The organism is Paenibacillus mangrovi, assembly GCF_022898935.1.
Taxonomy (GTDB): domain Bacteria; phylum Bacillota; class Bacilli; order Paenibacillales; family Paenibacillaceae; genus Paenibacillus_AQ; species Paenibacillus_AQ mangrovi.
Window position 1 is genome coordinate 23,444 of record NZ_JALIRP010000005.1, and the last position, 22,908, is coordinate 46,351.

Consider the following 22,908-nt stretch of genomic DNA (forward strand, 5'->3'; position numbering starts at 1 on the left):
CCTAAATTGTAATAGTATCATCTTCACCAATATATTCTCCTACATGCACTTCTATCATATGAAGATCTATCTTTCCAGGATTCTCGACCGAGTGCTCGTCTCCCATTCTTATAAATGTAGATTCATTTACACGTAGTAATGATTCATTACCATTCACAACAATCTTTGCGGTGCCGCTAACTACAATCCAGTGTTCGCTTCGGTGAAAATGTCTTTGCATACTAATCTTCCCACCTGGTTTCACCACCACCGTTTTGATCTTGTAATTCTCTAGTTGATCAAGAACAGTGTGATTTCCCCAAGGTCTATATGTAGTTGTATGATTATCACATAAGGACGATTTACTCTGCTTTAGCTCATCAACAATATCCTTGACCTTTTGCGAAGATCCTTTTCTTGATACCAGCAGGGCGTCCGGAGTGTCCACAATCATTAAGTCGTTCACATCAATAGTCGTAATCATCCTGTTATCTGAAATAATCATATTACTAGTAGAGTCAATACCGATAAAGTGCTTTGCCTCCGTGTTACCGCATTCATCCTTAGGGAGCTCTTCATATAGGGCCTCAAAGCTACCAAGATCAGACCAACCAATATTTGAAGGAATGACCTTAACGTTCTCACTCTTCTCCATCACAGCGTAATCAATACTGTCAGAGGGGATCGATTCCATATCATCCTTTTGAATCCGTATAATGTCGTTGTTCTTCTTGGAATGTTCAAAAGCTACAACTGATCGCTGATAAATTTCTGGTGAATATGTTTCCAATTCATTCAGGAACACTCCTGCTTTGAACAAAAACATACCGCTATTCCAATAATAATGTCCCGAATTAATATATTGTTCTGCTGTATAAAGATCGGGTTTTTCTCTAAAGGAAATTACTTTGTAGCCATCGGATTCAATATATCCATAACCCGTTTCTGCATGGCTAGGAGTAATGCCGAAGGTAACTATATTCCCTTCCTCAGCCATAGACTTCGCTAAGTTAATGACCCGAGAGTATTCCATTTCATTTTTAATAATATGATCAGACGGGGTCACGAGTACCAGTTCATCCATATCAGCAGCCAAACTGGCAAGAGCAATAGCCGGGGCAGTGTTCCTGCCCACAGGTTCAAGAAGGAATTGATCCGCTTTTGCTCTAATCTCTTCCAGATGATCTAAAGCAAGAAAGTACTGCTCTTCATTGGACACAACAAATATGCTGTCACATAACGATCGATTTCTTTCCACTGTCATCTGGAACAATGACCGATCAGATATGAATTTATTAAATTGTTTCGGATAGCGAGTTCTGGATAATGGCCAAAGACGTGTTCCGTTGCCCCCGCATAAAACGACGTTAATCATGTAAACATTTCTCCTAGTTCTCGATATCTAGAGACAGAATTCTCTTCGCAGCATCAATCGTGAAGTATTTTTTGATATACCCACCCGAAGATTTGGATGAAGCATTCCACAATTCTTCATTCAAATACAGATTAATCACAGACGTTGCAAAGTGATCCTTATCGTCAGAAACAGCTAGCACGTCCTTAATGTTTTCGAGCCCTTCCGCTCCAATCGAAGTAGTTACTATAGGCACTTGATAGTTCAGTGCTTCAACAACTTTGCCCTTTACACCGGCTCCAAAGCGAAGAGGCACAACAACTACACGACACCGATTGTAATATTCCTCCAGCTCTTGGTCAGATACATATCCTGCGATCACGATCTGCTCCGACTGCATTTCTTTTAATTCTTCTGGGGGATTGGATCCTACGATAAAAAGCTTAATATCTTCAATTTCATTTCGAATCTTTGGAAATACGTCTTTAATGAACCACATAATTCCATCAAAATTAGGCTTATGATTAAATCCACCTACAAATAATAAGTCCTTACGTCCTTCGAAGGCATTTATTGAATGCGTCTCCCCGTATGGTTGACTATATGGAAATAACGGAATATTTCGAATTGGCTTATCAGGGAATTGTTCCAAAAGCACTTGTTGCTCAAATGATCCCACGACATGGATTACATCAGCCATCTCGAACAGTTTAGATTCAGTTTCCTTCCATTCTTCTGCGGATTTAAGAACACTTGGATTCTTCGTAATTTCATAGTTTCTCATTTCGCGTAAATAATGAAGGTCATGACCGAAATAAATAATTTTGGCATTTGTATGCTTTTTAAATACATCCATATATTTAATGGAAATATGCGGTCTATTTAGGTACACATAATCTAGGTACTGGCCATTTGCCTTAATCCATTTGTTGATATTTTTAGCGTAATCATTTCCATACAACACCTCTACCCCCATCTGTTGGAGTTCGGTTGTATAAGGCTCATGTCTGTAGAAATTATCACCTATGAAAATCACGTGCAGCCCCATGGAGATCATGAGTCTGATATAAAAATATGTGCATCTGCCTCCTGCATCCTTATCATAATGCGGAACATAATGATCAACGATAACGACCGTTTTCTTATCCCTGCTTCGATCTCTTGCCCAAAAAACATGCTCGGCGTTAGGAAAATGCTGATGGGTTAGAACAGAATTCCATTTGTTTAAGAATTTCTCCTTGTTCTGAACCTGATAGCTTTTTATTCCGCTACCTAGATCTGTCCCATGTGATATACCCTCAAAGTGAACAACAACAGATCGTGGTTGAAGAAGAACTTTATATCCTAATTTCCTTACTTCAAACGCTAGGTCCGAATCTTCAAAATATGCCGGTACAAAACGTTCATCAAATCCACCGATTTCCTTCCAAAGGTCATGACGGACTAAAATGGCCGCCCCGGAAATATAATCGACTTCTTTGACATAGTTATATTCCGGCTTTTCCGGATCATCCAACCTACCGTAGTTCCAGCCGCTTGCATCTTCCCAAATGATTCCTCCAGCTTCCTGTTGTCTGCCATCCGGGTAGATCAATTTAGACCCTACCATACCAATTTTAGAATTAGATTCAATGAGATGTACCAGCGAGCTGAGCCATTCAGGTTGGACATTGGTATCATTATTTAAGAAGAATATATACTTACCTCTAGCTTGTCTAGCAGCATTGTTACAATTTAATAGAAAACCACGGTTAACTCCATCACGAACAACCCTTACATTGTCGACGTAATTTTGTATATCAATCGTTTCATCTGTGGACATATCATCCGCAATGATAACTTCGTACGAAGTATCTTTGGTGTTCTCTAATATGGAAGCCAAACAAGAATACGTATAATTCCATTGGTTATATACAGGAATAATTATGGATACTAATGGATTCTCAACATAATCAAATTTAAGGTGTTTCAAATCTTCATTAGCGAAAATTTGGATTTCAGGATGCGATTCTTCCCCGCTATTACGTTCAATGAATGTCTCAATTCTATTCTCTAATTGAGAAGCATCTTCAGCCTTAAAATAATATTTTAGCTTTTTAATGTTTCCTTTATTAAGTTTGCTAATCATAAATTTAGGATTTTTGAGTGTTTTTATTCCAAGCTTTGCAAGAACCCTACGCTTGCTTTTTGCTGGAATAATCGCATCCCTTAATTTATAATATGACATTAATAATGACCAGCCGGTTGAATCATAAATACGCTGCAGCTTTCGTTCTTCTACAAGTAATAGTTCAATATGGCCTTCCTTATTTTTAAAATCCTGCTTCAGCTTTTGATTTTCCTGAAGAAGTTCTGTTAGCTGCTGCTTCAAAGAATCACTGTGCCTTTTTTGAATATCGAGAGAATTCTCGAGTTTTTCCTTTTCTTCCTCTACCTCACTATATTTTTGTTCTAAGTCCAATTTATCACGGTGGAGACATGAAATCTTTTCCTCTAATTCTTCTAATCGCATATATTGCTTTCTCAGAAAGTTTAATTCTTCATCTAAAGTGCAAATATGCCGATTTCGATCCTCAACCTCATCTTGTAACGTCAGGATTCTCATTTTCATTTCATCGTATTTAAATGGATATAACAAACAGGATTCAGCTTCTGAAAACTTGGAATCCACATCCGAACAAAACGCAATCATATATTTTTCTTGTATTTCACTTTCAACATACGCATCATAATGGACTTCCCTTTTTTCAACTCCATGATCGGCTCGATCCATGAGAGAAACAACCTCAAACCTCTGCGATACAATATCTACATAAGTAAATTGTTTACTCAATAATGCTTCAAATTCATCTCGATATAATTCCTTAACATGGAATGGATTTACGTAATTGGATTGGTCGGAATAATACTCTTTGTTAGGAGTCGATATTACTAAAATTCCATCCTGTTTTAAAACTCTTTTCGCTTCTTGAAGAAATTTTTGTTGAATATGCTCATCAACATGTTCTAATGTTTCAAAAGAAATCAACACGTCGAAAATATGATCATCAAATGGAAGAGAATCTATACCGGATATCTCAAAACTCAAATTGTCCTGTTTATATTTTTCAGCAGCCAATTCAATAGTTTGGTTGTCTATGTCGATACCGCAAACCGACTTCGCCGATTTTGACAAAAAATATGATCCATACCCCTCACCGCACGCTGCATCTAACACAGACTTATCACGCACAATTTCGGTCAGAGAAAGGTATCGTTGCATATGTTCAATTTCTAATTCTTTATCCGTTATATTAGGAATAAATCGCTCACCTGTGAATTCCAAGAAAAACCCCTGCTTTCTAAATTAATACTGAAAAGGTAACATCATTGAAATGGATAATTCCACTTAAATCCTCGTACCCAACCGGCAAAACTTGTAAGACAATTGCATCATGAACCCAACTATGTTGAACGTGATCTTCTTGAGTTCCTGAGGCAATGGCAGGAGAAATAGTATACTGTCCATGATTTAAACTAGGAAAATAAAACTCAAAAGAGAAAACATAATTTTGTCCAGGCTCAAGTTCCGTTATCCTCTCGCCTAAGAAGTAACTATTTGTTTGTGCAATCATATTACCGAGCCTGTCCTTGAGACTAAAACCTATGATTGGATTCTCGATTTTTTCAAAAATATCGATTCTTATGAGTAAGTTGAGCTGCTGACTGGTTTCAACAACATTAATTTTTTGATCGGTAAGCACATCTTTCAAAGTAATTCCAGTAATTAAAGCTTTATCATCACCCATCATGTCAAGCTCATCAGGCAAGTCATCGATTTCAAATAAATCTTGATTAGATGATGATGCTTGTTCTTGAATCCTTGCTTCTTGCAAACTATACTTTCTATACTCCGCACCGATCATAAAAGCTTGATATTTTTTTGATATTTCCGAAGGACTTCCCTCGTCCTTCAGTACACCTTCGTTGATCCAAATCACTCGATCACAGTATTTATTTATTACGCTCATATCGTGGGATACAAATATGATAGTCTTGGACTTCTTTAATTCATCAATTTTTCTATAGCATTTCTGCTGAAAGCGCAAGTCTCCGACACTCAGTGCTTCATCAATAATAAGAATATCAGGATCCACATTAATTGCTACGGCAAACGCAAGTCTTACGAACATCCCACTTGAATACGTCTTTACAGGTTGATTGATAAAATCACCAATATCTGCAAAATCCAAGATATCATCAACTTTTGCATCTATTTCACTTTTGGAATACCCCATAATTGTTCCATTTAAATAAATATTCTCCATCCCAGTAAAATCAGGATTGAAACCCGCGCCTAACTCCAAAAGGGCGGAAATCCTCCCATTAATAGTTACACTCCCTGAGGATGGAGATAGAACCCCGGTCAAGATCTTCAACAATGTCGATTTTCCTGATCCATTCTTCCCAATGATACCAACGCATTCGTCTGAATTCACATGAAAACTAATACCATCAAGTGCCTTGAATCTCTTATGATAGTTTCTATTTAGAAACGCTTCTTTTATTCGATCCGTTGGTTTATTGTAAAGCTTGTATTCTTTTGTTAAATCGACAACCTCAATTGATTTATCTATACCCATCTCTTGTATTCTCCTTATAAAACATCAGCAAAGTGCGGCTTCAGTTTTTTAAACATTACATAACCAATTACCAACAATAGTACTGTTATAATCCAAAAGTATATAGTTAGTTTTGCATCTTCCCAAAACCATTTCTTATAAATAAACGTATTTCGGTAACCATTTGTAATATAAAACATCGGATTTAATTTAAATAGAAACTGGAATTTATCAGGAATTGTATTAATCGGGTAGAATATTGGCGTTAACCAAAAACCAAATTGCATAAACATTGCAACAATTTGTGATGTATCCTTGAAGAAAAGAACAATTGAACTTGTAATCCAAGACATACCAAGGACTAGTAATACAGTTGCGAGTAGATAATAGAAAACTTGCAGGTAGTACAACGAAAAGTCATAACCATAAACCAAAAACATTCCTACTAAGAAAAGCACAAAGAATAAATGAACAAATAATGAAGAATATATTTTGACAACTGGGAGAATCTCTAATTTAAACGCTACCTTTTTAACCAGAAAGGAATTTTCCAGAATTGAATTCGTTGAAGATGGCAATGCATCAGCAAAGAAGTTCCATGGGATCATTGCGCAAGATAACCAAAGAATAAAAGGTACATCATTAACTGGAGTACTTCGAAATCCCACTTGAAAGACAAACCAAAACAAAAGTATAGATATAAGCGGCTGGATAAATGCCCATATAATGCCAAGGTAAGAACCAGTGTATCTTTTTTTAAAATCGCTTTTAGACAATTTAAGAATCAGACTTTGATTCTTCTTAATTTGGTTAATCATATATTTCCCTCGTTATTTTGTATTTTCAATTTAAGTAGGAAAGGTAGTACACTATTCTCCCCTATGGTAAAATATTGTCGAACTCATAAAAAGGAGAATGGAAACTTTGTCTAATCCAGTATACGGTAAGCAGGCCAAAAGGTCGAGTAACGTCGAGAAAAAGCCTGTACAGTTTTGGTTGTTAATTGTCGCCCTTATCGCTTTTTTAGTGTGGACTCCCTTCCAAGTCGCATTATTTAACGGTCAGATGCTAGAGTTTGAAAAGCCGTTATTTTTGGCTATTGCTTTATCCAGTATATTGCTTTTCCTATGGATTTCGAACTATTACAAAAGCTTCAAATTAGCTGAACAACGGGATTGGCTCCCGATCGCTGTGCTTTTACTGCCTATTACATATCTATTGTCGTATTTTGGAGCTGCCTCGCATTATTTGGCGATGAACATGGTTCTTATTGAATGTCTATACGCCATCATGTTTATCATCAGTGTCTATTTGCTGCAGGATCGTAGAGCCAATTCTATCATCCAGACGACTATAATGACTGTTGCATATCTTATTGTCGGTTTTGGCTTCCTGAACTGGTTCGGTCACGGAAAGCTCGCTGGATCGCTAGTAGGATGGTTCTCCAGTGCGGTACTGAATGGCAAGTATACGGATGCTGTCATGACTGACTCCAACGGACTTCGTCTGACATCTGTTTTCCAGTATGCGAATACATACGCTGCTTTCTTAATGGCCTTCTTATTTGCAGCAGTGTTCTGTTTGATCCGTTCGAAAAAATGGTACGGCCAGGCCATTCACGCTTTTATGCTCGTACCAATCATTCTGTCCTTATTGCTCACGCTTTCCCGGGGCGGACTTGTAATGCTTCCTGTCGTATTTGTCATTCTGCTTCTCTTCCTTAAGCCAGCCAAACAAATTCTATGGTTTGTTTATTGCGCCATCGCAGGTGTTGCTTCACTTGCCATTTCCAAAGAGGTTACGGATCTCGGATTGCAGTTGAATCAGAAATTCGAAGCAGGTGTAGCTGTAAAAGGTTGGGCATATTTATTGGTTGTTTCTGCCATCGTTGCAGTGCTCGGGTGGGGGATTCAAGCATATCTCGCTCCCAAGCTGGAACAAGGACTTGCCAAAGCCTCTGCGAGGAAGATGGCCACTCTATGGGTTCCAATCGGATCAACCATCGTCATAGGTGTTCTAGCTTTCCTTCTTATTGGAACCAACGTCAGCAAGGTTTTGCCGGAGAATATAAGTACCCGTCTGGATACCATCAACTTAAAACAGCATAGTGTATTGGAACGGATTACTTTTTATAAAGATGGCATGAAGGTTGTGAAAGATTACCCTGTTTTGGGTGCAGGCGGCGGTGCTTGGGCTGCTTTGTATGAAAAGTATCAGAACAATCCGTATACGAGCCGTCAAGCGCATAATTTCTATGTTCAGTATTTGCTTGAGGTAGGTATTGTTGGATTTACGATCTTTATGGCGTTTATCTTGTTTATTTTCTATAAATACATTCGTGGATACTTCAAGACTGATGAAGAAGGAAAAGACTCCTATTTCTTATATTTCATTCTGACTCTATCTATTCTTGTCCACAGCGTTATGGACTTCAATATGAGTTACGTGTTTATAGGCATGCTAGTTTTTATCGGTTTAGGTGGTATGGCTGCTGCAATGGATAGTCAACCGCTGCGGAAGCTTTCCTGGAAGGCAGAGAGCACGGGCTGGATATACAGTTTGGTCGTTGGTATTTGCGGCGTTGTCGTGCTGATTACCTCTACTCGTTACGTACAAGCTAGTAGCGCTGGACTTGAGGCCAAAAAAGTATCTCAGACGAGTACTTCCTACGAGGAGATCAAAGCTCCACTGGATAAAGACTTGGCGATTCGTCCCAATCACCCTGATTCCGTGCTGCTGATGTCTTCTTTATATCAATCGGTATATAAGCAAACTCAAAATGATGAATTCTATAATGCTGCTCAGTCTCTCTTAACAGATGCACTCAAAAAAGAGCCTTATAATAAAAACATGATTATCCGTCTCATGAATAACTACCAGCTAAAAAATGAAAATGATAAAGCTTACGAATTATTGGTTGCAAACGCACCTAAGTTTAATTGGGATATTGAATGGTATGAGAAGATGATTGTTCAAGGATTTGAGCTTGGATATACGGCAATGGGTAATGGAGATACCGCATCCAAGGACAAGTATTTCAAAGATGGCATTAATGCCTTCGAGAAGGTACAAGCTGGACTGAAGCATTTGGCTACACTTCCAAAAGAACAGATGGCTGGCCGTCCGTTTGCCAACTCGCCTATGATGATTCTGGATGCAGGCAAAATGTATTATATGACCAACCAGCCGGATAAGGCTGCCGAGACACTGAAGATGGGCTTGCAGCAGGATCTCAGTGATCCTACGAATCGGGAGATAGCCCATTGGTACGTAGCAGCGATGCAAAAGCAGGGCTCTAATGACCAAGCGGTGCTTGATCAATTGATCAAGGTGGACCCTAGTGAAAAAGAACAGATTGCCAAATTGGTTCAGATTAATTTCTAAAATGATCAAAATAAAAGCAGTTCACTCAAAGTGAACTGCTTTTGTTTTTGATCGGGCTTTTATAACTCATATATGTTATTCTATTTCACCAACTGCCCCCGGGTCACCCCAAGCTGGTTGGTTGCTTTCAGTGTCTTCCACACCTGTGTGCCGCTGATCTCTCCGCGCAGGGCGCGTTTGTAGAGGTCGATGACCTCATGCACCTGTTCCGGTGTCTCCTCGAGGAACTCGACGCGGTAGTTAGCTACACCAAGCTCCATGAAGTTGGTAAGGTACTCGGCGCCGGACTGCTCGATGGCGTTGTAGACCGTGTTGCGGCAGCCTTCGTCCACCCGTACTGGGTGAGACATGCCGATGCGGTCCTGTAGCGATACGCGGTGCTCTTCGCACGGACGGCCACAGTTGGTGTAGTCCGTACCTTCACTGAGGAAGGTGCAGTACACGCAGTGCTCGGTATGGAACATCGGCAGATGCTGATGAATGACGACTTCCATCCGCGAGGTATTCGAGCGGCCGAGCAGATCGACCATCTGCTGGATGTTCAAGTCATAAGACGGCGTGACGATGTCGCAGCCGGCTTCGAGGAACAAGTCCACCGCTTTATGGTTGGCGATGTTCAGCGAGAAGTCACCGATCAGCTGCGGATGCTTAGCATCCGGGTTCTCCATCCGGTGGCGCAGGTAGAAATACAGCGCCCCGGTATTGCGCACCAGCACGGCGTCCGGCTGGAGGCGCAGGATGTTCTTGTGGATACCGTTCTCGATCGGCATATGGATGCGCGGGGTTACGAGCGCGATTTTCTTGCCGGCGGCATGAACGGTCTCCACCGCTTCCTTGAACTGCTTGATGAACTCGAAGTCGGCGTATATGAATTCCACGCCGGCTTCCAGCGCAGCCTCTACCTGCGGGAGGCTGCGGCACAGCGCGGTGAGCTTCGCCTCACCGCGCGCGACCGGCGCTGCGCTGTGCGCCGCATCGCCGTACACCGTGGCCGCCCGTTTCACGTATACGGGCGGCTTCGGGCGCTCGCCTTCAAGCAGCTCCACCGCACGGCGGCGGATGCTGTTCAGCTCGCGCATCGGCACGATGACGTCGCCCTGCAGGTCGACGTCAAGCTGCTCCAGCTGGAACACGGTGCCGCCCAAACGGCCGAACTGCTCTTCGAGCAGCGCATAATCCATCGGCCGTTTCTTAGCGACTTCCAGTTCCAGCTCCGAATCCACCTGGACCGTCGTGCCCTTCTGCACATCGGTCCAGACCGTGGTCAGCAGGCCGCCGGCATGGCCGAATGCCTTCACATGCACCGGGAAGACCCGGTACGGCTTCTCCGTCTCATAGGTTTGACGTAGGCGCTTGTCCAGCGCCGGGTCATTCGTCTTCCAGATGCGGTCGCCGACATGGACCTTCTGCAGATCCACATCGCTGCGGCCAGGAATGATATCGACGATCCAGCCTTCCCCGGATTCGCCTTCGATCTTGACGCCTTTGCGGCGCAGATCGTAGATGCGTCCGCCTTCTTCATTCTTGGTCGGATCTCCGGCGTCAAATACGATGCCGTCGCCACGCTTCAGCGGAACTTCGATCCGGCAAACCACGCCGTCACGAAGAATTTGTTCCACCCGTCCGACGTAGACGCCGCGGCTTTTCGGGAATGTGCCGTCCACCAGCTTTTTATTATTCGTACCTTCCAGGAAGCCATGCGTAAAGCCACGCGAGAAGCTCTGCTGCAGCTCGCGCATTTCCTCGTTGCTCGGCTTCGTGTCGTCTCCTTCGAAATAACGGTCAATCGCTTTGCGGTATTTACTGACCACGTTGGCGACATATTCCGGGCTCTTCAGGCGGCCTTCAATTTTGAAAGAGGTCACGCCTGCTTCAATCAGCTCCGGCATCAGGTCAATCGCTGCCAAGTCCTTCGGCGAAAGCAGGTAAGCGACATCTCCCATCGGCTTCTGCTCGCCATCGACCATCAGGTCGTACGGTAGGCGGCAGGCCTGCGCGCATTCGCCGCGGTTCGCCGAACGTCCGCCCCACATTTCCGAGGTCAAGCATTGGCCCGAGTACGATACGCACAAAGCGCCATGTACGAAGACTTCCATCGGAAGCTTCGCCTGCTCCCCGATTTTTTGAATCTGCTTCAGATTGTTTTCACGTCCCAAAACAACGCGTTCCATGCCCCAAGGCTTCGTAAACTCCACCGCTTCCGGCGAAGTAATCGTCATTTGCGTGGAGCCGTGAATCGGAAAGTCCGGCGAAATCTCACGGATCAGCTTCACAAGCCCAAGATCCTGCACGATAACGGCATCGACGCCTGCATCGATACATGCATCAATAAGCTCCTTCGCGTCCTCCAGCTCGTTCTCAAACACCAGAATGTTAAACGTCAAAAAGCCCTTAACGCCATAGCTGTGCAAAAAGGCCATAATTTCCGGGAGCTCGGCCATCAAGAAATTGTTGGCGCGTGCACGGGCGTTGAACTTTTCCACACCGAAAAAGATTGCATCTGCCCCATTAGCTACAGCCGCACGCATACATTCCCAATCGCCTGCTGGCGCGAGCAGTTCCACATCTTCCCTACGCAATTCTTTTGTGTTCATCTATATCCTCCCAAACCGGCGACCGCCGGCTGTACTTGATTCGCTCTCGTTAAACGGTGGCTTTTCTCAGTTCCACCGCTTTAACTTATCTAGTGTACCAGACATCAGGCGATCCTTCTACCTATTATAACTTCAACTAAAGGAAAGGCCTGACAGTCAAAAAGCAGAATCTGGACTGATCACATCCCGCTAAAAGAGAACCTTCATATACAAGCTTTGACAAAGATATTGCCGCTAAATACGCTCCATCCCTCTCGTTCCTCCGTCTCAAGAAAAAAACAGCTCGATCAACCGAGCTGCTTTCTTTGAAAAATGATGAAATTATTCCGGAATACTACGGATAGATGAATTACTATTCGTTCACTCACTTATTTTGATGCTTACTTGGAATCCGTTAACGTAAAAGAATTCAATGTCTGCTCCAGCGCATCCTTTTGTGCAGATGTTGCATTCGCATCATTCAGGGACGCGCTGATCGTATAAACGATGTCATTCTTTTGCAGCAAAATCTGGCGTGCGCTGTACGGAATGCCATCCTTCACCTGGTGTAGCGTCATCGAGACGGCCGGCACACCTGCAAATGTGATATTTTCCGTTTTCTCCAGTTTGAAATCCTTTTGATATCTTTGCGCATCATTATAGTAAGATTTCAGTTGGTTGACCGCTGCATCGAGCGATGTGGATTTATCGGCTGTAATCCGGAACCGTCCGCCTACGAATTGATAATCGACAGGAGATTTTTCGAATTTATCCAGATTCGCCGTCCAGTACTGCGGAATGTTGATTTGATATTGGAAAGCCTTGGACGTCTTGGTCGTTGTCTTGGTCTTGCTGATGAGGAACGCATCCTCCTCCATTTTACCGAACGTGTCGGACACAACATTGAAATCAATATCAATCGAATTCATCAGATCCTTGAATTTGCCCAGATCATTTTTCTGATCCTCAGGTACAGCATATTCAGCATAGTAGCGGTATCCGTTATGAAGGATCATAACCTCGTATTCCGTAACCCAGCCGTCGCCATAATTATATCTGACTTCATTCACGAGACCCTGCTCCCCGGACACCTTGATCGGATCTGTTTTAACAATTTGGTAGGAATCCGGCACGAAGGACTCTTTCAGCCAGGTTTTCAGCTCCTCACTCCATTGCTCAAGACTAGAGCCTTTCGGTGACGAAGATACATTCAGACTCAGATAGCTGCCGCCCTTGCTTTCGTAATACATATTGGTATTGTCTACGCTCCAGCCTGCAGGCACATCAAGCGAAATACCGTAATCATCATTAGATTCACTGCGCATGCTATTTTTGACGGTGGACAAATCCTTGACCGTTTTATCGGATGAGTTATAGCTGGTGCTGAAAGAGTTCAGAAGACCGGCATATTGTTTAAGATCCTTGTAATTCTTAGCCTTCAAATCGGCAAAATAAATTTCATACAATCGGTCATTATTGTAATACATCCGGGTTTCCCAGAAAGTCCCGTCACCATCCTTGGAGATAATACGGGCATAAGGAACCTTAGCCTGCGGGAAGCTTTCCCGGTCAACCACGATCTCACCGGAATCCTTGGCGTCTTCCACCATCATGGCGAGGAGCTCGTCAGCCCCAAGCTTTACATCCTGATCCGTCGCGTGAACTTCGAAGTAATAGTTGTTATCGGCGCCGCTAAACGACACGATACTCTCATCCTGTTCTCCGCCGCCCAGAATCAGGCCGCTCGGATAATTCATGGTCCATTGATAAAAGCTGTTTCCGATTTTGGTCTTCCCCTGATCGGCGTCGATCCCAACGTTCCCGGTATCCACCGCATCGTCAGATGGAGTGAGACTTACGACAAGCGAACCCGTACCATCTGGAGCGATGTGAGCTCCAATTCCCTCGGCAACCAATCTCAGCGGCACCATCAGTGTGCCTGATGCCATAGCCGGAGCGGCATCCAGCTTCACCTTGCGGCCATCTACCCAAGCTACGGTACTTCCAATCGTCATAGAAACGGTATGTGATCCATACATCACTTTGACCACATTTGTATTTTCAAGGCGCACTTCACTGCCAAAGGTACGCTTGAAGAGGCCTAGTGGAACCATGACGGTTCCATGATCGCTGTAAGGCTGGACGATCTTTTCTTTCTTTCCGTTCATCAGAGCGAATGTACTGCCCGTTTTTACTTTAAATGTCAGCTTGTCCGCCGCCGCACTATCCGCCCAGGCGGGTACAGCCGCAGAAAATACGATGCTGCATGCCAGAAGCGCAGAGCCTATTTTGAGAAACGCATTTCTCTTCATCCGTGCATGTCCCTTCTTCCCCATTAAAATTCTTCTCCGGCATCATCCGCGAGGGTATTCTCGTCAACACCGCTAGCCTGCGTAAGTACAAGTTTGCGGGTCACGATATCGCCGTCGCTTTGCATGAGCAGCTTCACGGTTTGTCCCGGCATATAGGACTTGAACATCTCATTAATGTCCACAACAGAGGTTACGCTTTTACCGTTAATAGCGTAGAGGACATCACCTTCACGGATGCCCGCCTTCTTCGCTTCGTCGGAGACCACTTTGGTAATGGTTAACGGATCCTGCGTAGGAAGCCCTACAATGGCAGACCAGCTCTCCTCCATACTAAATCCAAGGCTCGGCCGTCTGACTTCGCCGTACTTAAAAAGCTGATTAATGACATACTGCACCGTTTCCGACGGGATGGAGAAGCCCATGTTCTCGACGCCGATCGCTGCAAATTTCATGCTGTTGATGCCTACCACTTCACCCTTCATATTCACCAGCGGACCGCCGCTGTTGCCCGGGTTAATGGCTGTATCACTTTGAATTAACCGGTAAGAAGCATTGATGGCACGGTTCATACCGCTCACAACGCCTACTGTTGCAGAATTGCGAAAGGAGAAGGAAATCGGCGTGCCGATCGCCACGACTTTTTCACCAACCTGGGTATTTTGCGCAGACTTGGCAAACACGGCTGGCTGCAGGTTGGACGCATTGATTTTGATTAACGCTAGATCACTGATTTCGTCCACATATGTATCCGTAATTTTATAGGTCTTGCCGTCCGCTGTGACAACAACGGTACTCTGGAGTCCGTTTACGACGTGGGCGTTGGTTACAATCCACCCATTCGATGAAATGATCACCCCGGTACCATGCGCCAGATTGTTCCGGTTAGCGGCTGTTTTGTCCGCCGGGTCTGTTGAACGCCCGATAATGCCTACCACAGACGGCGATACATTTTTTACGATTTGCGGCACCGGATCTGCAGGAATCTGCACTTTGGTGCTGGCTGTATTCTTTTGGCTTTTCACTGCAACCGAAGCGGTAGTTTTTGTCTTCGCAGCGGATTGCGATTTTACCGCACTTTGCGCACCGGCTTCCGCAGCACCGCTCAGCAGCATTAAACTGCAAACTAGTAAAATGACCCTCTTTTTCCCCATAGGCTTCATGTATTCACCTATCCTTATTTTTCTATTAATTCACATTATTAGGGATAACCCGTAATTCCTAGCCCAATGTAACACACATTTAAAAACTGTACAATTACTCAAAAGCCCTATCTTTTCGAGTCTTCGAAAATATTTTTTAGCGGGCAAATAAAAAAGACCCCTTGCAGCGCTAGAGGCGTAAGGCGTCTTCATTCGTTGTCATTTTCAGTTCCTGCCCAGCTTTCCTAGCTCATCCAGTTCTGTACCATGGCAAAATCAGAAGCAAGGAATACCAGAAGGCAAACAATACTGAATCCGATTGCAAACTTGTTCTTAACGGGTTGCTTGATGAGGCGAATCGTTCCGATGAGAATAAGCAACGTAAACAGAATCATAAAAATATCAAACGTATTGAATTTAGATGCAGCCGATGCAGCAGCTTCTGCAAGCAACATGATTGGACCTCCTCTAGTCTTCGCTCAATTTAACATATCTCTCTACATGTTATCCTTCAACAGGGATAGATGCAAGACTTCTCCAGGAAAAAATTGAAATTGTCATAAAATTGACTATATTTGGATATGGTTATTGTATCTTTTCTTATAGTATTAACCCTCTTGCTCAAAAATATGTTCAAAAATTTAACATTTCTATGTAATTGAAAAGCCCCTCCACGGAGGGGCTTTTATCCATTAAACGCGTGTGGATCAGATGGTAACCTTCAGCGCTTCGGTGCGGGCTGTATCCCGCTCCAGAACCGGCTTCAGGTATTTACCTGTATATGACGCCTCTACTTTCACAATCTGCTCCGGCGTGCCGGTAGCTATGATCGTTCCGCCGCCGCTGCCGCCTTCCGGCCCCAGATCAATCAGATAATCGGCTGTCTTAATGACATCCAGATTATGCTCGATCACAAGTACCGATTCACCAGAATCTACCAGTCTGTGCAGAACGGTAAGCAAGCGGTCGATATCATCCACGTGAAGTCCTGTTGTCGGCTCATCGAGAATATACATCGTTTTGCCGGTACTGCGGCGGTACAGCTCGGAGGCTAGCTTCACACGCTGCGCTTCCCCTCCCGAGAGTGTTGTGGCAGGCTGACCCATGGTGATATAGCCCAGACCTACGTCAAGCAGCGTCTGCAGTTTGCGGTGGATTTTCGGAATGTTCTTGAAAAATTCCGTCGCATGCTCTACCGTCATCTCCAGTACATCGGAAATGCTTTTGCCTTTATATTTGACTTCGAGCGTTTCACGGTTATAACGTTTGCCTTTGCATACCTCGCAAGGCACGTAAACATCGGGCAGGAAGTGCATCTCGATCTTGATAATGCCATCCCCCCGGCAAGCTTCACAGCGTCCGCCCTTCACATTGAAGCTGAACCGGCCTTTTTTGTAGCCGCGGATCTTGGCTTCGTTCGTTTGTGCGAAAATGTCGCGGATATCGTCGAACACCCCTGTATAGGTTGCCGCATTCGAACGCGGCGTCCGCCCGATTGGAGACTGGTCGATGTCGATAACCTTTTCCAGGTTCTCGAGGCCTTTGATCTCCTTATGCGCACCCGGTCTTACTTTAACCGCTTTGTTAAGCTCCTTCGCCAGCGTTTTATACAAAATTTCATTAACCAGCGTGGATTTTCCCGAACCAGATACACCGGTAACCGCCGTGAAAACACCGACCGGAATTTTGACATTCAGGTTTTTCAGGTTATTTTCCTTCGCCCCGCGTATTTCGAGCCAGCGGTCATCCGGTTTTCTGCGATTGGTGTTCACAGGGATGAACTTGCGTCCGCTCAAATATTGCCCGGTAAGGGAGTTCGGATCCTCCATAATCTGCTTCGGAGTTCCCTGCGCTGTTACCTGGCCACCGTGAATCCCGGCGCCTGGACCGATATCAATGATATAATCCGCTGCCATCATCGTATCTTCATCATGCTCGACGACAATCAGTGTATTGCCGAGATTTCGCATATGCTCAAGGGTGGAGATCAGCCGATCATTATCGCGCTGGTGAAGGCCAATACTTGGCTCGTCCAGAATGTACAGAACTCCCATTAGACTGGAACCAATCTGCGTAGCAAGCCGGATCCGCTGGGCTTCACCGCCTGACAGCGTACCCGCCGCACGGCTCAGCGTCAGGTACTCCAAGCCGACATTGACCAGGAAGCCGAGTCTGCTGTTGATCTCCTTCAAGATCAAGTTTGCGATAGAGCGTTCCTTCTCGCTGAGCTCGAGAGAATCGAACTTCTTCATGGCATCGCCAATGGACAGGCTTGTCACATCGGCAATGTTGCTGTCATTCACGGTAACGGCCAGCACTTCTTTTTTCAGGCGGTGTCCTTTGCAAACCTCACATGGCTTAGCGCTCATAAAGTTCTCGATAAACTCGCGGATACCGTCTGAAGCCGTTTCGCGATAGCGGCGTTCCAGGTTCGGGATGACACCTTCAAATACCACGTAAGCTTCTCTCCGCTGGCCAAAATCATTCTCATAAACGAAACGTACCTTTTGGTTGCCTGTTCCGTACAGCAGCTTATCCATATCCTCTTTCTTCAGCTGGCTGACCGGAACATCCTGCGGGATGTTGTAATGCTCGCAAACCGAGCTCAAGAACTGTGGATAATAGTTGGAGGTGCTGCCTGTCCATGCCAGAAAGGCTCCTTCTTCAATGGACTTCTCCATATCAGGAATGAGGAGATCCGGATCGACGATCATCTTCACGCCAAGTCCGTCACATTCCGGGCAAGCACCAAACGGGCTGTTGAACGAGAACATCCGTGGAGACAGCTCTTCCATACTGAAGCCGCATATCGGGCAGGCAAAGTTGGAGCTGAACCGCAGCTCCTCCTGGCCCATCACATCCACGAGCAGCTGTCCGCCAGAAAGCTTAAGCGCTGTTTCGATGGAATCAGCCAGACGCGCTTCGACGCCTTCCTTAATCACGATCCGGTCAACAACAACCTCAATCGTGTGCTTTTTGTTTTTTTCGAGTTCTATATTCTCAGAGAGATCACGCAGCTCGCCGTCCACGCGCACCCGAACGAAACCCTGCTTGGCCACGTCGGTGAATAAAGTCTTATGCTCCCCTTTGCGCCCGGAGATCAGCGGCGCAAGCAGCTGCAGTCTCGTCTTCTCCGGATAGGACATAATGCGGTCTACCATCTGCTCAACCGTCTGGGAGGTAATTTCAATACCGTGCTCCGGACAATGCGGATGGCCAATGCGCGCAAACAGCAATCTGAGATAATCATAGATTTCGGTAACGGTTCCCACCGTCGAACGCGGGTTGCGGCTAGTCGTCTTCTGGTCGATCGAAATCGCTGGAGACAAGCCGTCAATGGAATCGACATCCGGCTTCTCCATTTGGCCCAGAAACTGGCGCGCGTAAGCGGATAAAGACTCCACGTAGCGGCGCTGTCCCTCGGCATAGATCGTGTCAAAGGCTAGCGAGGATTTGCCCGATCCGCTGAGGCCCGTCAATACGACAAACTTGTCCCGGGGAATGGTAATATCGATATTTTTCAGATTATGAGCCCGTGCACCTTTGATTACGATGTTTTCACTCGCCAATGCTCGTTCATCTCCTTTAGTTCATTTTATATAGCGAACTTTATGACATTCTCATTTGGTTTATATACCCACAAAGAGAACGACCTGAAATCCGGGCCGTTCCCTTTTGTATTTTACGTATCGTTATTCCGCCTTCAGCTCCAGCAAAGCGTCACGAAGCTCGGCGGCGCGTTCGAACTGCAGGTTCTTCGCCGCATCCTTCATTTCCGCTTCCAGACGCTGAATCACTGACTGGCGTTCCTTCTTCGACAGCTTGCCGGAAGCTCCCGTCAGGTAATCCGCCTTCGATTCCGCTACTTTGGTTGCCTCGATGACGTCGCGCACCTTCTTGCGAATCGTTTGCGGCGTGATGCCGTGCTTCTCATTATAAGCGATCTGCAGCGCTCGGCGGCGGGCGGTTTCCGTCATCGCTTTGTCCATGGACTCCGTAATTTTGTCACCGTACATCAGCACGAAGCCCTCGGAGTTCCGCGCCGCCCGTCCGATCGTTTGGATCAGGGAACGCTCAGAACGCAGGAATCCTTCCTTGTCCGCATCCAGAATGGCAACCAGAGATACCTCCGGTAAGTCCAAGCCTTCCCGCAGCAGGTTGATTCCGATCAGAACATGGAATACGCCCAGCCGGAGGTCACGCAGAATAGCTATCCGCTCTAGCGTTTTAATATCCGAATGCAGATAACGGACTTTGATGCCGATTTCCTTCAGGTAATCGGTCAGATCCTCGGCCATCTTTTTCGTCAGCGTCGTGACCAGCACCCGCTCATCGCGGTCAATCCGTTCGTGGATTTCACCGATCAGGTCATCGATCTGCCCTTCGGTTGGACGAACTTCGATGACCGGATCAAGAAGCCCTGTCGGACGGATGATCTGTTCGACCATCGTATCGCAATGCTCCATCTCATATGGACCCGGCGTTGCCGATACGTAAATGATCTGGTTAACCTTGTCTTCAAATTCCTCGAATTTCAGCGGCCGGTTATCCAGTGCCGACGGCAGGCGAAAGCCGTGATCCACCAGCACGTTCTTTCGCGCTTGGTCACCATTATACATAGCACGGATCTGCGGCAGCGTCACATGGGATTCATCCACCACGATGAGCATATCATCAGGGAAATAATCCATCAATGTATAAGGCGTTGCTCCCCTCTCACGGAAAGTGAGCGGACCGGAATAGTTCTCGATCCCGGAACAGAAGCCGACCTCTTTCATCATCTCAATATCATAACGGGTACGCTGCTCCAGGCGCTGAGCCTCCAGCAGCTTCCCTTCCGAGCGCATATATTCGAGCCGTTCCTCCAGCTCCCGCTCGATATTCTTCAAAGCGACCCGCATCGTCTCTTCCTTGGTTACGAAGTGGGAAGCCGGGAAAATCGCGACATGATCGCGTTCGCCGATCAGCTCACCGGTAAGCACGTCGATTTCCGTAATCCGCTCGATCTCATCTCCGAAAAGCTCGACGCGTATGGCCTGTTCACCTTTGGACGCCGGAAAGATTTCAACGACGTCGCCGCGGACGCGAAATGTACCCCGTACGAAGTTAATATCATTACGCTGATACTGAATATCCACAAGCCGCGACAGAATCTGGTTGCGGGGTTTCTCCATGCCCACACGCAGAGAGAGCAGCAAGCTCGAATATTCAGAAGGCGAACCGAGACCGTAGATACAGGACACGCTCGCTACGATAATCACGTCACGGCGCTCGAACAGCGAGCTCGTCGCGGAGTGGCGCAGCTTATCAATCTCCTCGTTGATGCTCGAATCCTTCTCGATATAGGTATCGGAAGAAGGGATATAGGCTTCTGGCTGATAATAGTCATAGTAGCTGACAAAATAGTCCACCGAATTGTTTGGAAAAAATTCTTTGAATTCACTCGCCAGCTGCGCTGCCAGCGTCTTGTTGTGGGCAATTACGAGTGTCGGCCGGTTTACCTTGGCAATGGTCTGCGCGATGGTAAACGTCTTCCCTGTTCCCGTTGCCCCAAGCAAAGTCTGATGCTTCTTGCCCTGCTCAAGTCCTTCTACCAGCTCCGCCACCGCTTTAGGCTGGTCGCCCTGAGGCGTATACTCCGATAAAAGCTCAAACGGATTGGTACTGACGACAATATCACTCATTGCCCAACATCACCCTTATCATCTAAAATAGATATTCTAAACTATATGTCGAGATTTCCCGATAATATAAATAGGAAATCCTTGTTGAAATAGGAATACTTGTTCCCGTCTATTATACTCTGATCGTTTGCTCTATGCAAACCTAAACTCATGGATAGGAGTGGTACCGACAACATGGAAAAGACAACAATTATTGGCATACTGGCCGGCCTTGTCGCGCTGGTAGGAGGCTTTTTATGGGAAGGAGGTCGAATTGACGGACTTATGCAAGGAGCGGCGGCGCTCATCGTATTCGGAGGCACCATCGCCGCCGTAATCGTCAGCTTCCCGCTGACACAGCTTAAAACGATTCCCAAGGCGCTGCGCTTTGCCTTTACCCGGCAGCAAGGCAACACCGAACAGCTGATTGAGGACATCGTGAACATGGCGACTACCGCTCGCCGCAACGGGGTATTATCTCTGGAACGACTGGTGCAGGATCATCCGAACTCTTTTCTGCGCGAAGGCATTCAAATGGTCGTCGACGGAACGGATGAAACGCTTGTGAAACAGATCATGGAGCTTGAGATCGATGCGGTGGAGCAAAAGCATGAAAGCTATGCCAAAATCTTAGAATCCGCCGGCGGCTACGCCCCTACCATGGGGATTATCGGCACGGTTATGGGTCTCATCCATGTGCTGGGCAGTTTGACCGAACCTACGGAGCTGGGTCCCTCCATCGCCGTTGCTTTTACGGCCACACTGTACGGCGTTGCCAGCGCCAATATTATCTTTTTACCCATTGCGTCCAAGATTAAGTCGCGCAGCACCAACGAAATTCAGAATATGGAGCTTCTTCTTGAGGGCATCCTTGCCGTCCAGAACGGCGAGCACCCGAATCTGGTCCGCAAAAAGCTTCAATCCTTCACGCCTGAGGAACGCTACTCCGTCCCTATGGTGAAGGAGGGATTCCATGAGACAGCGGACTAACAGGACCGGACGGCGCAAAAAGGGAGACAGCGGAGAAAGCAGCCGGGACCGATGGCTGATCACCTATGCGGATCTGATCACGCTACTGCTGATTTTCTTCGTCTTGATGTACGCCATGAGCCGTCTGGACACTCAAAAGTATCAAGAGATCACCCAATCGCTCCAGCATACGTTTAAAAGCGGTGACTCCATTCTCAATCAAGGATCCGGCATTACAGGCACGGCGAACAAGTATAATCATAAAAACCCGGACACGGCCGTAAAAACACAGCAACAGCCCAAAAAAGGAGCAGATGATCTCACAAACCGCGAGCTTGCGTTCCGCAAGCAGGAGCAGGAGCTTCAAAACCTGATGAAGGTCATCTCGGGCTATGTCAAAGACAACAACCTCGAGGACCAGATTCTCGTCGCCGACAAGCCGCAGGGCATAACCATTACGCTCAGTGATAAATTACTGTTCGATGTCGGCAAAGCGGATCTGAAACCCGAATCCATTCCTGTAATGGACAAGCTGGCAAGCCTGTTTAAGGAGCTACATACCACCATCAGCATCGAAGGCCATACGGACAATCTGCCAATTGTACATGCATCCGAGTACAAGGATAACTGGGAGCTGTCCGGTGCCCGTGCTCTTTCTGTTCTCCGCTACTTCCTGGATCAGAAGCATCTGAATCCCGAAGAGTTCCAGTACGCAGGTTATGCGGATACGAGACCGGCCGCCGATAATGCAACCGAAGCGGGAAGACAAAAAAACCGGCGCGTCGAGATCATCGTACTGCGTCAGCTTCAAGAGTAGAAAAATATTTGGCAGGGAGCCAACGGTTCCCTGTCTTTTTTTAGATATAAGAAAAAGGCTATGTTTAATCATAATGTTGATTTTCGAACAAAAGAAAACCGTCCAGGACGGTTAATT

At 45.9% G+C, this 22,908-nt stretch carries 13 protein-coding genes; 3 read left to right on the plus strand and 10 right to left on the minus strand.

Features of this window, described 5'->3' with window-relative positions; genetic code table 11:
- Nucleotide 1: 1 nt before the first annotated feature.
- The 4 genes from MUG84_RS13190 to MUG84_RS13205 are packed head-to-tail and all read right to left on the minus strand — an operon-like array spanning nucleotide 2 to nucleotide 6,752.
- Nucleotides 2-1,354, minus strand: coding sequence for a mannose-1-phosphate guanylyltransferase/mannose-6-phosphate isomerase (locus MUG84_RS13190; protein WP_244725513.1), 1,353 nt, complete (start codon nucleotides 1,352-1,354; stop codon nucleotides 2-4).
- 13 nt (nucleotides 1,355-1,367) lie between these two features.
- Nucleotides 1,368-4,658, minus strand: a complete 3,291-nt coding sequence (locus MUG84_RS13195) for a glycosyltransferase (RefSeq protein WP_244725514.1) — start codon at nucleotides 4,656-4,658, stop codon at nucleotides 1,368-1,370.
- Between the two features lie 16 nt (nucleotides 4,659-4,674).
- Complete coding sequence (locus tag MUG84_RS13200) at nucleotides 4,675-5,955, minus strand: ABC transporter ATP-binding protein (RefSeq protein WP_244725515.1); 1,281 nt, start codon at nucleotides 5,953-5,955, stop codon at nucleotides 4,675-4,677.
- A 14-nt stretch (nucleotides 5,956-5,969) separates the two neighbouring features.
- A complete protein-coding gene (locus MUG84_RS13205; RefSeq protein WP_244725516.1) occupies nucleotides 5,970-6,752 on the minus strand; it encodes an ABC transporter permease in 783 nt (260 codons plus the stop codon).
- Between the two features lie 106 nt (nucleotides 6,753-6,858).
- Between MUG84_RS13205 and MUG84_RS13210 the strand changes: the two genes are divergently transcribed.
- Nucleotides 6,859-9,318 (plus strand): O-antigen ligase family protein, encoded by a 2,460-nt coding sequence (locus tag MUG84_RS13210; RefSeq protein WP_244725517.1) that lies wholly within the window; start codon nucleotides 6,859-6,861, stop codon nucleotides 9,316-9,318.
- 80 nt (nucleotides 9,319-9,398) lie between these two features.
- Here the strand turns inward: MUG84_RS13210 and MUG84_RS13215 are convergent, their stop codons facing one another.
- The 6 genes from MUG84_RS13215 to uvrB form a co-directional block, all read right to left on the minus strand.
- Nucleotides 9,399-11,912 carry a U32 family peptidase gene (locus tag MUG84_RS13215; protein WP_244725518.1) on the minus strand — a complete coding sequence of 838 codons (2,514 nt, stop codon included), beginning with the start codon at nucleotides 11,910-11,912 and terminating at the stop codon, nucleotides 9,399-9,401.
- Between the two features lie 380 nt (nucleotides 11,913-12,292).
- A complete protein-coding gene (locus MUG84_RS13220) occupies nucleotides 12,293-14,227 on the minus strand; it encodes a stalk domain-containing protein (protein ID WP_244725519.1) in 1,935 nt (644 codons plus the stop codon).
- Entirely contained in the window at nucleotides 14,227-15,363 is a 1,137-nt protein-coding gene (locus MUG84_RS13225; RefSeq protein ID WP_244725520.1) for a S1C family serine protease, read from the minus strand. The genes MUG84_RS13220 and MUG84_RS13225 overlap by 1 nt, the downstream gene beginning before the upstream one ends.
- A gap of 224 nt (nucleotides 15,364-15,587) precedes the next feature.
- Entirely contained in the window at nucleotides 15,588-15,797 is a 210-nt protein-coding gene (locus MUG84_RS13230; protein WP_244725521.1) for a hypothetical protein, read from the minus strand.
- 252 nt (nucleotides 15,798-16,049) lie between these two features.
- The gene (uvrA, locus tag MUG84_RS13235) at nucleotides 16,050-18,911 is read right to left on the minus strand and encodes an excinuclease ABC subunit UvrA (RefSeq protein WP_244725522.1); all 2,862 of its coding nucleotides are present in this window, start codon (nucleotides 18,909-18,911) and stop codon (nucleotides 16,050-16,052) included.
- Nucleotides 18,912-19,034: 123 nt separating this feature from the next.
- Nucleotides 19,035-21,026 (minus strand): excinuclease ABC subunit UvrB, encoded by a 1,992-nt coding sequence (gene uvrB, locus MUG84_RS13240; protein ID WP_244725523.1) that lies wholly within the window; start codon nucleotides 21,024-21,026, stop codon nucleotides 19,035-19,037.
- Between the two features lie 174 nt (nucleotides 21,027-21,200).
- On the opposite strand from uvrB, the gene MUG84_RS13245 reads away from it, so the two are divergent.
- Entirely contained in the window at nucleotides 21,201-21,995 is a 795-nt protein-coding gene (locus MUG84_RS13245) for a flagellar motor protein (protein ID WP_244725524.1), read from the plus strand.
- Complete coding sequence (locus tag MUG84_RS13250; protein WP_244725525.1) at nucleotides 21,979-22,791, plus strand: OmpA/MotB family protein; 813 nt, start codon at nucleotides 21,979-21,981, stop codon at nucleotides 22,789-22,791. The genes MUG84_RS13245 and MUG84_RS13250 overlap by 17 nt, the downstream gene beginning before the upstream one ends.
- The last annotated feature ends 117 nt before the right edge of the window (nucleotides 22,792-22,908 follow it).

Bases quoted from the DNA above. Each gene is read 5' to 3' on its own strand.
- MUG84_RS13250 (WP_244725525.1), top strand. From the start codon at position 21,979: ATGAGACAGCGGACTAACAGGACCGGACGGCGCAAAAAGGGAGACAGC.
- MUG84_RS13205 (WP_244725516.1), bottom strand. From the start codon at position 6,752: ATGATTAACCAAATTAAGAAGAATCAAAGTCTGATTCTTAAATTGTCT.
- MUG84_RS13190 (WP_244725513.1), bottom strand. From the start codon at position 1,354: ATGATTAACGTCGTTTTATGCGGGGGCAACGGAACACGTCTTTGGCCA.
- MUG84_RS13215 (WP_244725518.1), bottom strand. From the start codon at position 11,912: ATGAACACAAAAGAATTGCGTAGGGAAGATGTGGAACTGCTCGCGCCA.
- MUG84_RS13225 (WP_244725520.1), bottom strand. From the start codon at position 15,363: ATGAAGCCTATGGGGAAAAAGAGGGTCATTTTACTAGTTTGCAGTTTA.
- MUG84_RS13230 (WP_244725521.1), bottom strand. From the start codon at position 15,797: ATGTTGCTTGCAGAAGCTGCTGCATCGGCTGCATCTAAATTCAATACG.
- MUG84_RS13245 (WP_244725524.1), top strand. From the start codon at position 21,201: ATGGAAAAGACAACAATTATTGGCATACTGGCCGGCCTTGTCGCGCTG.
- MUG84_RS13220 (WP_244725519.1), bottom strand. From the start codon at position 14,227: ATGGGGAAGAAGGGACATGCACGGATGAAGAGAAATGCGTTTCTCAAA.
- MUG84_RS13200 (WP_244725515.1), bottom strand. From the start codon at position 5,955: ATGGGTATAGATAAATCAATTGAGGTTGTCGATTTAACAAAAGAATAC.
- uvrB (WP_244725523.1), bottom strand. From the start codon at position 21,026: ATGAGTGATATTGTCGTCAGTACCAATCCGTTTGAGCTTTTATCGGAG.